Source organism: Pseudoalteromonas sp. CH_XMU1449-3 (genome assembly GCF_037027245.1).
Lineage (GTDB): Bacteria > Pseudomonadota > Gammaproteobacteria > Enterobacterales > Alteromonadaceae > Pseudoalteromonas > Pseudoalteromonas shioyasakiensis.
This window is the reverse complement of the sequence record NZ_JAYMDY010000008.1, coordinates 119,051-132,853: the sequence shown is the minus strand read 5'-3', so window position 1 is coordinate 132,853 and position 13,803 is coordinate 119,051. Positions and strand designations below refer to the sequence as shown.

Annotated in this window: 15 protein-coding genes; 6 read left to right on the top strand and 9 right to left on the bottom strand. The window is 39.8% G+C overall.

Going from position 1 to position 13,803, the window contains the following annotated elements; translation table 11 throughout:
• Window positions 1–83: 83 nt before the first annotated feature.
• Window positions 84–965 (bottom strand): LysR family transcriptional regulator, encoded by an 882-nt coding sequence (locus tag WA256_RS11850; protein WP_304637344.1) that lies wholly within the window; start codon window positions 963–965, stop codon window positions 84–86.
• Between the two features lie 110 nt (window positions 966–1,075).
• Here WA256_RS11850 and WA256_RS11845 point away from each other — a divergent pair, with 110 nt between their 5' ends.
• Window positions 1,076–2,197 (top strand): S-(hydroxymethyl)glutathione dehydrogenase/class III alcohol dehydrogenase, encoded by a 1,122-nt coding sequence (locus WA256_RS11845; RefSeq protein ID WP_054561612.1) that lies wholly within the window; start codon window positions 1,076–1,078, stop codon window positions 2,195–2,197.
• Window positions 2,198–2,252: 55 nt separating this feature from the next.
• A complete protein-coding gene (fghA, locus tag WA256_RS11840) occupies window positions 2,253–3,089 on the top strand; it encodes an S-formylglutathione hydrolase (protein WP_063529342.1) in 837 nt (278 codons plus the stop codon).
• A gap of 14 nt (window positions 3,090–3,103) precedes the next feature.
• On the opposite strand, the gene WA256_RS11835 is transcribed toward fghA, so the two are convergent.
• The 3 genes from WA256_RS11835 to WA256_RS11825 all read right to left on the bottom strand — a co-directional run bounded on the left by WA256_RS11835 (window position 3,104) and on the right by WA256_RS11825 (window position 5,315).
• Entirely contained in the window at window positions 3,104–3,412 is a 309-nt protein-coding gene (locus WA256_RS11835) for a hypothetical protein (RefSeq protein ID WP_063527462.1), read from the bottom strand.
• A complete protein-coding gene (locus tag WA256_RS11830; RefSeq protein ID WP_063527461.1) occupies window positions 3,402–3,746 on the bottom strand; it encodes a hypothetical protein in 345 nt (114 codons plus the stop codon). The genes WA256_RS11835 and WA256_RS11830 overlap by 11 nt, the downstream gene beginning before the upstream one ends.
• Window positions 3,747–3,821: 75 nt before the next feature.
• Window positions 3,822–5,315 (bottom strand): BCCT family transporter, encoded by a 1,494-nt coding sequence (locus tag WA256_RS11825; protein WP_335991695.1) that lies wholly within the window; start codon window positions 5,313–5,315, stop codon window positions 3,822–3,824.
• Window positions 5,316–5,542: 227 nt separating this feature from the next.
• Here WA256_RS11825 and WA256_RS11820 point away from each other — a divergent pair, with 227 nt between their 5' ends.
• Complete coding sequence (locus WA256_RS11820) at window positions 5,543–5,959, top strand: MgtC/SapB family protein (protein WP_054561617.1); 417 nt, start codon at window positions 5,543–5,545, stop codon at window positions 5,957–5,959.
• A 4-nt stretch (window positions 5,960–5,963) separates the two neighbouring features.
• On the opposite strand, the gene WA256_RS11815 is transcribed toward WA256_RS11820, so the two are convergent.
• Window positions 5,964–7,040, bottom strand: a complete 1,077-nt coding sequence (locus WA256_RS11815; RefSeq protein WP_175079572.1) for an energy transducer TonB — start codon at window positions 7,038–7,040, stop codon at window positions 5,964–5,966.
• A 101-nt stretch (window positions 7,041–7,141) separates the two neighbouring features.
• The gene (locus WA256_RS11810) at window positions 7,142–9,040 is read right to left on the bottom strand and encodes a beta-ketoacyl synthase (protein WP_335991689.1); all 1,899 of its coding nucleotides are present in this window, start codon (window positions 9,038–9,040) and stop codon (window positions 7,142–7,144) included.
• 127 nt (window positions 9,041–9,167) lie between these two features.
• Here WA256_RS11810 and WA256_RS11805 point away from each other — a divergent pair, with 127 nt between their 5' ends.
• The 3 genes from WA256_RS11805 (at window position 9,168) to WA256_RS11795 (ending at window position 12,401) form a co-directional block, all read left to right on the top strand.
• Complete coding sequence (locus WA256_RS11805) at window positions 9,168–10,178, top strand: GlxA family transcriptional regulator (protein WP_063530050.1); 1,011 nt, start codon at window positions 9,168–9,170, stop codon at window positions 10,176–10,178.
• 105 nt (window positions 10,179–10,283) lie between these two features.
• A complete protein-coding gene (locus tag WA256_RS11800; protein ID WP_335991685.1) occupies window positions 10,284–11,495 on the top strand; it encodes a GAF domain-containing sensor histidine kinase in 1,212 nt (403 codons plus the stop codon).
• Window positions 11,496–11,501: 6 nt separating this feature from the next.
• Complete coding sequence (locus tag WA256_RS11795) at window positions 11,502–12,401, top strand: S41 family peptidase (protein WP_269408033.1); 900 nt, start codon at window positions 11,502–11,504, stop codon at window positions 12,399–12,401.
• Here WA256_RS11795 and WA256_RS11790 read toward each other — a convergent pair.
• The 3 genes from WA256_RS11790 to WA256_RS11780 all read right to left on the bottom strand — a co-directional run bounded on the left by WA256_RS11790 (window position 12,378) and on the right by WA256_RS11780 (window position 13,794).
• Window positions 12,378–12,821 (bottom strand): GNAT family N-acetyltransferase, encoded by a 444-nt coding sequence (locus WA256_RS11790; RefSeq protein ID WP_335991682.1) that lies wholly within the window; start codon window positions 12,819–12,821, stop codon window positions 12,378–12,380. The two genes, WA256_RS11795 and WA256_RS11790, sit on opposite strands and share 24 nt — an antisense overlap.
• A gap of 114 nt (window positions 12,822–12,935) precedes the next feature.
• Complete coding sequence (locus tag WA256_RS11785; protein WP_335991680.1) at window positions 12,936–13,121, bottom strand: hypothetical protein; 186 nt, start codon at window positions 13,119–13,121, stop codon at window positions 12,936–12,938.
• A gap of 178 nt (window positions 13,122–13,299) precedes the next feature.
• Window positions 13,300–13,794 carry an MgtC/SapB family protein gene (locus tag WA256_RS11780; RefSeq protein ID WP_054551426.1) on the bottom strand — a complete coding sequence of 165 codons (495 nt, stop codon included), beginning with the start codon at window positions 13,792–13,794 and terminating at the stop codon, window positions 13,300–13,302.
• Window positions 13,795–13,803 lie beyond the last annotated feature (9 nt).

The window sequence follows — 13,803 nt, the reverse complement described above, 5'->3', positions numbered from 1 at the left end:
TTATGGGTATTCCAAGGGCTAAATATGCGCTCATGTTAGCATAGATTTAGCTAGCATGGGATGCGCGAAATTGTAAAAAATAATTATAAATCTGATACTTGAACAGTAGCAACCAAATGGTCAAGTAATGCTTTTACATTGGTTGCGATAAACTGCCTTGGTGGATACACCCCCCATACCCCTTCAGGTTCAGGAGCAACATTCGAAAGAACAGCAGTCAACCTGCCATTGGCTAAGTGTTCATTGACATAGTAATCTGGTAGTTGCACGATGCCTAACCCTTTTATTGCAGCGTCAACCAATGCCCAACCACTGTTACAGGCCAAACGCCCTGCCACTTTGATGTGCTTGTCTTGGCCCTGCTCTTTTACCCGCCAGTAACTGTTATTACCAATCAGGCAATTGTGCTGATGTAATTCACTTACACTGTGTGGTTGGCCGAATTTATTGATATATTCAGGGCTACAACAAATAACAAGCCTGCGCTGACTAATGCGCCGAGCTTTTAAAGATGAATCTTTTAAATGACCAAGGCGAATAGCGAGATCATACCCATCTTCTAGAAGATTGACTTGCTCATTGCTTAAATGGCTGATCACTTCAATATCTGGGTGCTTTTGCATAAACGAATGTACCGCAGGCATGATGAAACTTTCACCATACATCACAGGAGCTGTTAGTTTTATACTACCTTTTGGTGTCAGTTGCTGCTCTGCAAGCAGTGCCGTGGCATCATCCATGGCATGCTGTAATTGTTTAGTTTGATGCGCAAACACCTGCCCTTCTTGCGTTAGCACCACTTTACGGGTTGTTCGGGTTAACAATTGTGTGTTTAATCGCTCTTCTAATTGACTGACATACCGGCTTACATGGGCCACTGACATACCCAGTAGTTTACTTGCTTTTGTAAAACTGCCTGTTTCTGCTACCGCTAAAAACTCATCAATTCCGTGCCAACGATTCATTATTACCATACTGTAAAAGTGTTTTAATAAAACGAAGATTATCATTCATTGAGAAACAAATAAAATAGACTAAGTTTAATACTTACTTCCAACAACTATAAGGGAACGTTATGACTGATTTTATCAAATCAAAAGCGGCTATCGCTTGGGGTCCAAATCAACCACTATCAATTGAAGAAGTGGATGTAATGATGCCTAAAAAAGGCGAAGTGCTTGTAAAGATTGTTGCTACAGGTGTTTGTCATACCGATGCATTTACTTTATCTGGTGAAGACCCTGAAGGTATTTTCCCAGCAATCCTTGGCCATGAAGGTGGCGGTATTGTTGAAGCCGTAGGTGAAGGTGTAACACATGTTGAAGTAGGCGATCATGTTATTCCTCTTTACACTGCTGAATGTGGCGAGTGTAAAATGTGTAAATCGGGCAAAACAAATTTATGCTCTGCGGTACGTGAAACGCAAGGTAAAGGTTTAATGCCTGACGGCACAACGCGTTTCTATAAAGATGGTCAACCAATTTATCACTACATGGGTTGCTCTACCTTCTCTGAGTACACTGTATTACCAGAGATTTCACTTGCTAAAGTAAGCAAAGAAGCGCCTCTTGAAGAAATTTGTTTACTTGGTTGTGGTGTAACAACCGGCATGGGTGCTGTTACTAAAACAGCAAAAGTTCAAAAAGGCGATACAGTGGCTATTTTTGGCTTAGGTGGTATCGGTTTATCGGCGATTATCGGTGCGAAAATGGCGGGCGCTGGCCGTATCATTGGTGTTGATATCAACACCAGTAAGTTTGATCTTGCTACTAAACTAGGTGCAACTGATTTAATCAATCCAAATGACTTTGACAAACCAATCCAAGAAGTTATCGTTGAAATGACTGACGGCGGTGTTGATTTCTCATTTGAATGTATCGGTAACGTTAATGTAATGCGCTCTGCTCTTGAGTGTTGTCACAAAGGTTGGGGTGAATCAGTAATCATTGGTGTTGCAGGTGCAGGCCAAGAGATCTCTACTCGACCTTTCCAACTAGTAACAGGTCGTGTATGGCGCGGTAGTGCATTTGGTGGCGTTAAAGGTCGCTCTGAGTTACCAGAGATTGTTGAGCGCTATATGAATGGTGAGTTTGCCTTAAACGATTTCATCACACACACCATGAAACTTGAAGATATCAATGAAGCTTTCGACTTAATGCACGAAGGTAAGAGCATCCGCTCAGTTATTCATTATTAATCTTTTAATTTGGCGCTAGGTTGACTCCTAGCGCCTTTGTTTCAAGGATTTGGTTATGCTAGAAAACATAAGCTCAACAAAAGTCAGCGGTGGCTGGCATAAACAATATACCCACCAAGCTAGCAGCACACATTGTGCTATGCGCTTTGCGATTTTTTTACCGCCAGGTGCCAGCGAAACGAATAAAGTGCCAGTGATGTATTGGTTGTCAGGTTTAACCTGTACAGATGAAAACTTTATGCAAAAAGCCGGAGCATTTAAAAAAGCGGCTGAACTAGGTATTGCGATTGTCGCTCCAGATACTAGCCCGCGCGGTGAAAATGTGCCTGACGATGAAAGTTACGATTTTGGTCAAGGTGCTGGTTTTTATGTCAATGCGACTCAAGCGCCTTACAATGTGCACTACAACATGTACGACTATGTGGTTTCTGAGTTACCTGCACTTATCGAAGCGCACTTCCCTGTGACGACCAAAAAAGCCATTGCTGGTCATTCTATGGGTGGTCACGGCGCATTGATGATTGCACTTAAAAACCCTAAACAATACGTCAGCGCCAGTGCTTTTAGCCCGATTGTGAACCCGATTAATTGCCCTTGGGGTGAAAAAGCGTTCAGTAATTACCTAGGTAGTGATAAAGCAAGTTGGCTTGAATACGACAGCTGTGAGTTAATGAAAAATGCCGTCGCTGATGATTTTTTACCGATGCGTATTGATCAAGGTGAGGCCGATAACTTCTTAACTGAGCAACTCAAAACTGAGAACTTATTTGCTGTCGTAAACGAAAAAGATTACCCAGCTGAGATCAACATGCACGCGGGTTATGATCATAGTTACTTCTTTATCAGCAGCTTTATTGACGAACACCTGATGTTTCATCAAAAGTATCTGTGATTAATACTTAATTTTTAGTGTGAGGGCTTAACTTCCTCACACTCTTTAATACTGCGTGTAATTTGCCTGCAAACTAATTGCGGTTGTTGTTCTTTTGGTTTGAGTAAACCAATAACAGCGCTATCAATTTCAAAGCCTAACTTTGCGAATGAAAAGCCTTCAGCATCGGTTACAGTACTGTTAGTTTGATTTGCATTTGTAGTTGCAAGATTTGTTGGTTGTGAGTTTTTTGCATAGCCATCGACTATTGACCCCGCCACTGTACACCCCACTAATTGGTAGCTAATTAAGCAAATAACAAGTTTTGAAAAGCTAATCTTCATTGTTAAAACTATCCATTAATGTAGGTCTTTTTTTTGGCTCAGCTTTAACCTCAACACATTCTTTTACTGCGCGACTAATTTGACGACATTTAAGCTCAACGTCTTTGTCTTTACTACCGCTCTCTAGGCCTTCAATAATTGCTTTGTCGATTTCATAACCTAGCATCGTCATGGTCATGCCATAGTTAACTCGGTTATTATCTTTTTTATCTGCATAGGCGCTTGCCGGCTGTGCTTGACTCGTGCGCCCGCCAATTCCATCTGCAACTAAGCCAACTGCAGTACAGCCACTGAGTAAACTAACTGATAGTATTACGTACAAAGATTTAAGCATCGATCCTCCAATACACTTAAGCTTATTTTCTAAGCATAATAACAAACGCGTAATTTAACTGTAAAAAACTGTAGATTAATCACAAATATCGCGAATAAACTCTTTTAGAAACCCAACTAATTGCAATAGGAATATTAACAAGAAAGGTAAAGCGCCTAAAATTGCAACGCTACGATTTAATGGTTCATCTTGTAGCAGCAATAATGCAAAGCTACATATGAATAATGCTAAACACCATGCGTAGAGTGTCACACGGTTACTTTGCTCAGAGTCGACCAGCTCTCTTATGACTAAAATCGCAGAGTCAGCGGATGTGGCAACAAATATCAACAGTAGTAATAAGCTTGCCCAAATAAACACGGTTCCTTGCCAGTCTAGTTGATTAAAAAATACAAATAAGCCTTGGCTGTAATCTTGTTTTATAGCAACTAAAATGCCCGCTTGGTTAAGTCTATCCCATTCAATTGCTGCCCCCGAAAAGGTCGCAAACCAAATAATAGTCACTAAAGTTGGAATACACACAACCGCCAAAATAAATTGCCAAACTTTACGCCCCTGGCTAATTTTGGCTAGAAACACACCAACAAATGGCCCCCACGCTAACCACCAAAAATAATAGTTATATGTCCAATGAGCGGCCCAGTCAGGCGCTTTTAATTGGCTATCAAATTGCCAAGTGCCAGTTGCAAGCAACTGTAAATAGTAGCCTGTTCCATCTAAAGCAATCTTTATAATAGGCTCAATTGGCACCACTAGTAGCAACCAAAAAAGCAGACTAAATGCTAGAAGTACGTTAAATATACTTAGTGACTGTACCCCGCGTCGTAATCCAAATTTAACCGACAGCGAATAAATAACTGTTAACAAACAAACGATTAATGAACCCACTAATAAAGTTGAAGTAACCCCCAACTCTATTTCAACGCCTTTACTGATCAGTAAAGTGGAATTAGCTATGGTGCCGACGACACCAAAAAAAATAGCGATTACCGCAATTAACTTTACAATAAACGACACAGTAAATTTTGCAGACTTATCAATGCGATTACCAAGCGCCGTTAAAACAGGGGCACAAATATCTCCTGACTTCCCACTGTATTGCGTTAATCCCCCAAGCACTAGCGCAAATACTGCATAAAGTGCCCAAGCATGAGCGCCCCAATTCACTAGGGTTAAAGCGAGGCTACTGGCTAGTCTATCTGGGTATAAGCTTTGTTTAAGAGGTGGGTCGAGAGAATGTAATGCAGGCTCTGCTACGCCCCAAAAAACCAAGCCAGAGCCCATTCCTGCTGCAAACAACATGGCAAACCAGCCAAAGTTTGAATACTCAACAGCAGCATGTTCGCCACCTACTTTACGGCTACCGAGTGGGCTAATGGCTAAAATAATGATGGCAAACAATAAAAAATTCACCAATAAGAAAAAGCTACTACCAGTCCATTTTAACAGCATTTGTACAAACGGCTGAACTTGCTCAGTGATAACATCAGGCAAAATCACAGCAATCAGTGCACCAAACATACACAGTGCAAGCGCGGTTTTTTCAAGAGAGGAGATGGAATGTTTCAATGTGAAGCCTATTTTGTCAGCGTGTTTAGCATACTGTTAGCATGGCTGAAATTCAAACAGCCAAAAGGCTGAAAAAATGACATAGCACTGCGTAAAAATCGCAAATTATAGCAAGCCCTACTTTTTAAAACCCGGCTACATGTCCCTAGTTTCCTCATTTTATTTAATTTGTTGATCGGGTATTGATATTGCAAAGCTATCATAATCTTTATAGCAAGGAACAAAGCATGGACTTTAATATTGATTGGTATGAAATTCTCGATAATTTAATTCATCTAGGTATTGCCTATTTACTTGCCCTTCCAATGGCTTTTGATCGAGAAAAAACCAGTAATGGTGCAGGTCTACGAACATTTCCATTAGTCGCTGTTGCATCATGTGGTTATGCATTAGTCGGCATGTCTGTTTTAACAAGTTCAGAGGCAGAATCAAAAGTACTCGAAGGGATTATCACGGGTATTGGTTTTATTGGCGGTGGTGCCATTTTGAAGAACAAAAACTCTACCTATGGAACAGCCACAGCAGCCAGTATTTGGAACATGGGACTTATTGGCATTGCTGTGGCATTTAGTCGTTACGAAATCGCCTTTTTAATGGCGTTGATTAATTTCGTAACGCTAAGATATGTTAAGCGCTTAAAGTAAACAATTAACTAGCGTCATATTTTGAGTTAACTATGGCATAGCCAGTTTGTTTAACTTTAATCTCAGCAGGGCTTGCAGATTTAACTAATAAACCGCAACGTCTGCTTTGCTCATCAATGACATAGTTAACCGATTCACTTGCTTCAAGGTCAATGACTTGATCTGCACAGCGGATCTGTAATTTAGAAACATCGCTCGCGCCTTCTATTTTGATAGAACCGCGAGATAAAGATAAATATGACAGCTTATCTTTTGAAACATTGATTTGTGAATTAATCTGCGGTGTTCGCGCCAATAGGTCATCAATTTGCTTGATAGTGGCAAGTTTATTTTCTTCTGAAAACTGTTTACCCTCGATATTATCTAACGCATAAATAGCATTGTAAGCAAGATTAAAATCGCCCTTGAAGCTGTACCATTGTAAAGCACTTTTAGCGACTAGATATTGTATATCTGTTGGTAACTTAGCTCGCAGTAAATAGGCTACAGACAACTGCTCATCAAAGCCAAACCATTGCTGTTGATGATAATAATATTGGCTTTTCAACCATGCAAATAATGCCTGTTCAGAGGTGTTTTTAGTATGATCTTTGTATAACTCAGCCAATGCTTGCTCAGCTTTTTTAAACTCTTTTGCTTGCAGCATTTTATTTATTTCATCGTATTCATTAATAAAACCACGGCTCGCTTTGTCATTTGAGTAACCATTAAAATACTTACCTACTTCAAATGAAAACAGGTAACCCCCTTCTACGGTTTTGCCTTCTTTTGTGGCAGGTGCAAACTCTAAATTGGTTAAGTATTTCTCTGCATTTTCTTCACTACCCCGAGTATCAGATGCCATAATCACTTCAATGTCTTTTGCCTTACCTTGTGTATCAACCACATAAGACATTAATGCCCAGCCTTCTAGACGAGAGCCGTTATAACTACCTGGATAACGTTTGTTTGAATTTTTAACAATATAGGCAGAGGTAGCAGCTTGAACATCAACACCTAAGTCATTGACGTCTCGTGCTAAAGCGTGTGTTGGTAATGCGATAAGTGAACAAAGTGCTGCGAGTTTAGTGAATTTAATCATGATATTGGCTCCAAATCCCTTAGATAGGAACGTTTATAGCACTAAAAAAGGCGCTTTAAAAGCGCCTTGCTGTCAAGAATGTGCTTAAACATGCCTTGATCTTAAAACATATCCTGGTAAGGGTTTGGTTTAGATAATAAAACTTTTTTATCAAAACCAGGGATTGTCATTGAATCTTCACTAAATTCAATACCATTTTCATCAATTAAGCCATCACCAAAACGATAAATTAGCTCATAATGACCTAAATCAGCGTGTTGTTGATAGTCAGCTTGCGCTTTGGCTACCTGAGTATGACGGTCTTGATATTGCGCCATAACCTCATCACCATGACGCTTTGCAAGCATCTTTAATGTAATTGCTGGTGATAACACAGTCGCCGTTGCGTTATTACCACCAAAGCCTTTTGAGTTAATGAAGGCAATATCCATTGCATCACATTGATAATGTTCAGTACGAATGTCTAAATGCTCGCTATACACATCATCTGCCACTTTATCGATTGTCGTAATACCCGGCATAATGTTGTGACTAAACACACCTAATGCCATAGCTAATTGGTCACCACTAGCTGGAGCAATGGTATGGCCAACATACGCTTTAGGCGCAGCAACCTTCCAATTATCAATTGCAAATGTTTCTGCCACTTTATGATAGATCAGTGATTCTGTTACGCGGTTTTGTGGTGTACTTGAGCCATGAGCCAAAATAAAGCTACGTTTTTGTACCGCCTCTTGACCAACAATACTGCTTGCTAGTGCAACAGATTTGGCCATCGTAATGTAGTTACCTGGGCCCGGGGCTGTAATTGATTTTTTAATACCATCGGCATTGACGAACACATCTGCAACGCTGCCTAACACATCAGCACCTAACTCTAATGCCAATGCATCATCCATTAAAATAGCAACTTGTGCGCCTTCACCAATTGTAAAGCCACAGTTTTCACCAAATGGACGGCTGGTACGGCGATGATCAACCACATCTGTATTATCAAGGCGCTTTAGGCCCTCTTCATTAGCAAGTGCGCTCATATTACCAAAACCTTCAACGATTTCCGGAGTAATTGCACACTCAACAGACGCCACTATGGCTACACGCGTACGACCCGCTTGAATATCGTTTACTGCAGCACGTAGGTTATATAAAAACGTTGCACATGCACCTGATGTAGTAAAGGTTGTACCCACATTGCCTGTTACATAAGCATTGATAAAGTCAGTAGACATAGTGTTTAAGCCAAGTGCAAGCTGTTTTGTACTCACACGGTCGCCCTGCTGACGCGCACGAATAAGTCCACCAAATCCTTCATCATCAACTTGACCAGCCACAGAAGCTGAGTAAGTGCCAATTTGATCAGGCTCAACACTATTCATTACCTGCTGCCATGGCAGACCTGTCGAACGAATCGCATCGGTTGCGGCAAAGATAGTCGCTTGCAAGCCTCTTGGTTGATAACGGCTGTTATACATAGCCGAAGGTTCAAAACCTGTTGGTAATTGACCGGCCGCTTTAATTGGATTATCACGCGTACTGTCATGTTTAATAGCAAGATCAGCACTAATTGTGACTTTCACTTTTTTATCAGTTAATTCTTCAACTTGCCAAGCACTTGGTACTGGAGTTGGTAAATCACGGCGGCGCGTTTCAAAAACAATCTGCTGTTCATCTGACGCTGTTAACGTCATTTTTTGCTGCCATGGAGTCGCATCCACATCGAAGTGGTTTTTTTCAATTTTACGAATAAGTGTGCCAGCTAATATTTGATCACCGAACTTAGCTTCGATGTCTGATTCGGCAATGGTATTGCCTTGGGCATCTTTAAGTACACCTTCAGTAAGAGTGACTAAGTTCATTAATGTCGCTAAGCCTAAAAATGTCTCCTGACGGGCTTTAGCGTCCAAGCTGTCTAACACGATACGACGATAACCTTGATGAAAAGAAGTGCGGCCAGCGGCATTAATACCACCCATACCAACAATAACGGGTAATGCTGTCATAAAAAACCTTGAGAAAACGTGTTATGAGAATTAAACCAAGTTTAAATGGATTAATTAACACGCTTTATGCTTAAATAGCCAAATAACATGCATAATAGGCCAAAAACAACTGGTCGGAGCAATTTGAGTGACGAAACTTCAACAAGTAAAAGCCATTGAAATTAGTATTTTGGTTTATCCCCATTTACTAATAACCAGTTTAACCCTGCCTATCGAAATGCTCAGAGCTGGTGAGGCCTTTGCAAAAAGCCATCGTCAGCAGAACGAATTTAAACCTCTAAACATCAATTTAGTGGCAAGTAGTTTAAAAGCGATCCCTAATCGTACTGGGCTTTCAATTATGCCCGATTGCGAAACCGTCACCGCGCCTGCTAGTGACTTGATTATTGTGCCTGGGATTTGGCGAAACCCACGCCCAGTGGTGAGCAAACAGCAAAGTTTGGTGAACTGGCTTAGTGATTCTTGGCAACAAGGCAGTCATATCATTGGAGTAGGTACAGGTAATTGTTTAGTTGCAGAAGCAGGCTTATTGGATGGCCACCCAGCTACCACCCACTGGCATTACGCAGAACAATTTAAACGTGACTACCCTAAAGTGCAGCTTAAGCCTGACTTTTTCATCACACAATCTGAGCGCATGTATACAGTTGCGAGTCTAAATGCCCTTGCCGATGTTATTGTGCATATTATTAGTCAATATTACGGCCGAGAAGCGGCGCAACATGTTGAGCGTAATTTCTCCCATGAAATTCGTAAGCCCTATGAAGATCAGCGCTACCTTGAGGGTGCCGTTGATAAACACCCAGACGAACTCATTGCACAAATTCAATTTTGGTTAAAAAACAATTTAACATCTGAACTGACTCTGCAAGAAATTGCAGCACAATTTAGTTTAAGCTACCGCACCTTTACACGCCGTTTTCGCCAAGCCACCAGCCAAACTCCTGTGGAGTATTGGCAACAGTTGCGGGTACAAACTGCAAAAGAGTTATTAGCGTCTTCAAATTTGTCTATTCAAGAAGTTGCACTTGAAGTTGGTTATAACGACCAAGGTCACTTAACACGGGTATTCAAGAAAGTGCTTTCACAAACACCCAGTGAATATCGCACAGTCGTTAGACGAAAACTATTTGGCTAAAGCTAAAATGCCGGAAATGTTCCAAGCAAAGGTCAGATTAATCATATTTAAGTTGCTGAATTAAAAATTATTACTAAGCTTTTAGTTAGTTGTATAGGTATTTGTTTGAGTCTAAAAATGTATCAGCTTGATTATGATGAATTAGTGCAAAGTTGGAATAAAACCCTCGAAGTTTTAGCCCTTTTTGCTGATGTGCCCGTCGCCTTAGTAATGAAAGTAGAAAACAATATTATTAGTGTGTTTTCAAAAAACAATAACCAAGATAATCCTTATGAAATTGGTGACAGTGAAGAGTTAGAAGATTCAGGCCTTTATTGTGAGCATGTCGTAAAAACGCAGAACTTACTGAACATACCAAACGCACTTATTGATGAGAACTGGAAAGAAAACCCAGATATCAAGCTTAATATGATTTCTTATTTAGGTTTACCTATATGTGCAGGAGACACCACCCCATTTGGCACAATCTGTATCCTTGATAGCAAACCCCATGAATATAATGAGCCTGTGATAAAGCTACTCGAAACCATTAAGCAAAGCTTCGAAACCCAACTGAAATTATTGCATCAGCAAAAACAAGCGTTTGAGCAGCAACAGTTTGCTGAACTTGCCACTTTAATTAGAGGGATAGCCCACGAGCTCAACACACCACTCGGTAACTGTATTACCGCAGTAGATGTTACACAACTTGCTGTCAAAGAAACACAAACCAGACTTATAAAAAAACGACTTAGCCAACAGGCACTGCAAAATACTTTAGAGACATTGATAAATACCAATGAACTACTAGACAGAAACTTAACTTCATGTGCTTATAAGATACGTATTTTACAAGATTTGCTTTATACCAAGTCGCAATCAAGCAAAACAATCATGACGTTAGAGCAACTCTCTGAGTCATTGTATAAGCACTTAGAAGAGCAAATAAAACATCGCGGTATCAAATTAGATATTAATTATCAAAACCCTCATAACCAATTTGAAGTTGATATAGACTTACTCAAGCAAGTGCTGTTCATTTTATTGCAAAACTCAATTGAGCATGCATTCAACAATATTGCAGACCCTCTAATAGAGATTGATATTTTTGATTTTGATGAGGTGTTAAAAATTCACTACACCGATAACGGCACCGGTATCAGTAGCACTGAATTAAGCTCAATTTTCACCCCATTTTATAAAGGTAAAAACAACCAATCAGGTATAGGGCTTGGCCTCAGCATAGCGAAGAAAATAGTTAGCCAACAACTGCAAGGCGATATTTGCGTACAAGAAAGTGATCTAGGCGCCCACTTTTTAATTAGTTTGCCTAAGTAAGTTTTAATGAAGAAATCATACTTTTTTACATTGATGTTATTTACTCAAATTTCTTCTTTTGTTAGAGCAGAGCCAAACTATGATGAAGTTAAGCAATTAATCAACAAGCACTTTGTCCGTACCAGTGATTATTCATACAAATCAGACTATCTGGGCTATAAAACTCCAAACGTTGAAGCGCTTATTAAATCACTCAATGAACCTCATACTTATCTCAAGGATAAAGATTCAAATATAACTTTTTTCAGCGCCAAAAAACGCTGTGTTAGTAACAGCAAAATTAAGCAGCATTTTCATAAAGGTAAACTTGCTTATCTAAAGGTTTCCAGTATTGGTATAACAACCACAAAAGAAAAATCTCAATATGTTCGTAATTCAATCAATAAAATAAGATCTCAAGACAACAAAAACTCTCGATACTGGATTATTGATTTAAGAAAAAATAGCGGTGGCAATATGTGGCCGATGTTACAAGCACTTTCCCCTTTTTTCGACGCTACACAGACATTAGGTGAATTCCATTTGTCATCTGGAAGCATTACTAGATTTGGTTTTAAAGATGGAATAGCCCATGAAAGCTCGCTACAAAAAATCAATTTCCAACCAGATACCTATCATTTAAAACATCAGCCTATTGGGATTTATGTTTTGATTGACTCTAGTGTCGCAAGTTCTGCAGAAGCATTGGCAATTGGCCTATCATCGCTTGAAAATGTAACACTCGTTGGCGAGAAAACGTGTGGCTTAGCTACCGTCAATACTCCGTTTGAGCTCAGTGACGGAAGTATTCTTGTTTTAACAACAGGCGAGATGGCCAATATTCATGGTCAAACGTTTAAAAATGGCATCACACCGAGTATGAGTAGTCTAGAATTTATTAGGCTAATCAAAGACTTTGGAGAATAAAATTTTGCTAGCTTGTGGGCAGCCTCTGTCTTCATAACCCACTATTGCATAACTATTTTTAATCAGCATACTCAGCATTGCAGGAAAACGGTTCATCGACTTAACTTTAATAGCTCGGTAATTGTGCTCTTGAACCCATGTTTCTTGTGCGTTTAATAATGCCTGTGCGATCCCATTTCCTCTGCACTTTGGCGCTACTGCGCCAAGCCTGCTATAGAAAGTATTTGAATCTAATGCATAACCCAGTTTGTAGGCCACAGGCTCATTATCGATAAAGGCTACTAAAATTAAATACTCAACATCTGCACACTTTGCTTGTAATTTACTGAGGGTATTTCGGCCATCAAACTCAGGAATTTGACTATCGACAAGTAACAAATCTTCTAAACTAGCGGGCTTAATTATGCAACTTTTTTCCATTCGCTACTTTGTTGTATGAGTGCTTGAATACATGATCAAATTTTGTTGCTCTATTTGTTTGTATAAAGCAACTCGCTTTTGGATTAATACAATTTCATCTTGTAAGTTTTTTTGCTATTGTTGATAAACGTCTTTGTTATGTTCTGTTTTCAATGCAATTTCAACTTTCGAAAGTTGTTCATTTAACTGAGTAATGTGCACTAGCGCTGATTGGTAATATTCAGTGTTTGGTACAATCGCATTAACCGTAGAACTTATAGCAAAACAGAATGGAATCAGAATAAGCAAGTGTAATTTCATATATAAGTCCCTTTCTTTGTGCCTTATGAGCCCAAAGTATATTATTACCTAAAGCATTTAAAGGCCTATGGTTAGAAACTCACTCCTAACTCCTAACTTCTAACTTCTAACTTCTAACTTCTAACTTCTAACTTCTAACTTCTAACTTCTAACTTCTAACCTCTATTACCTTCTAATTTCACTTTTCTTTTCGATAATACAACTTTGAATAGCGTTTTACACGGGCATGTACACCGCGCCCTAAGCTCTTAAACTTAGCTTCAAGTACATCTACGCCATATAAAATACCCACCACCAGTACTGATAGCTTTATCGCAGCGAGTAAATTATCAGTAGCAATGACAACACCAATTGAAGCTAACACCCAAATTGTCGCAGCGGATGTTACGCCAACAACCGCGCCATCTTTTGCAAGCATTACCCCTGCACCCAAAAAGCCGATACCAGTAATGATCTGGCCAACTACACGTGAATGATCAATATCTTCCCCATGCAACATAAACGCTGTTGATAGAAACAAATAAGTACCCAACACAATGAGCGCTGAAGTACGAATACCCACAGGTTTACCGCGTAATTGACGCTCCATACCAATAATTGCGCCGCAAAAAGCGGCGCTACCTATTGCTGACCAAGAATAAGGGGCAATATCAAATAAACTACTCAGTGTCACTGCACTTCC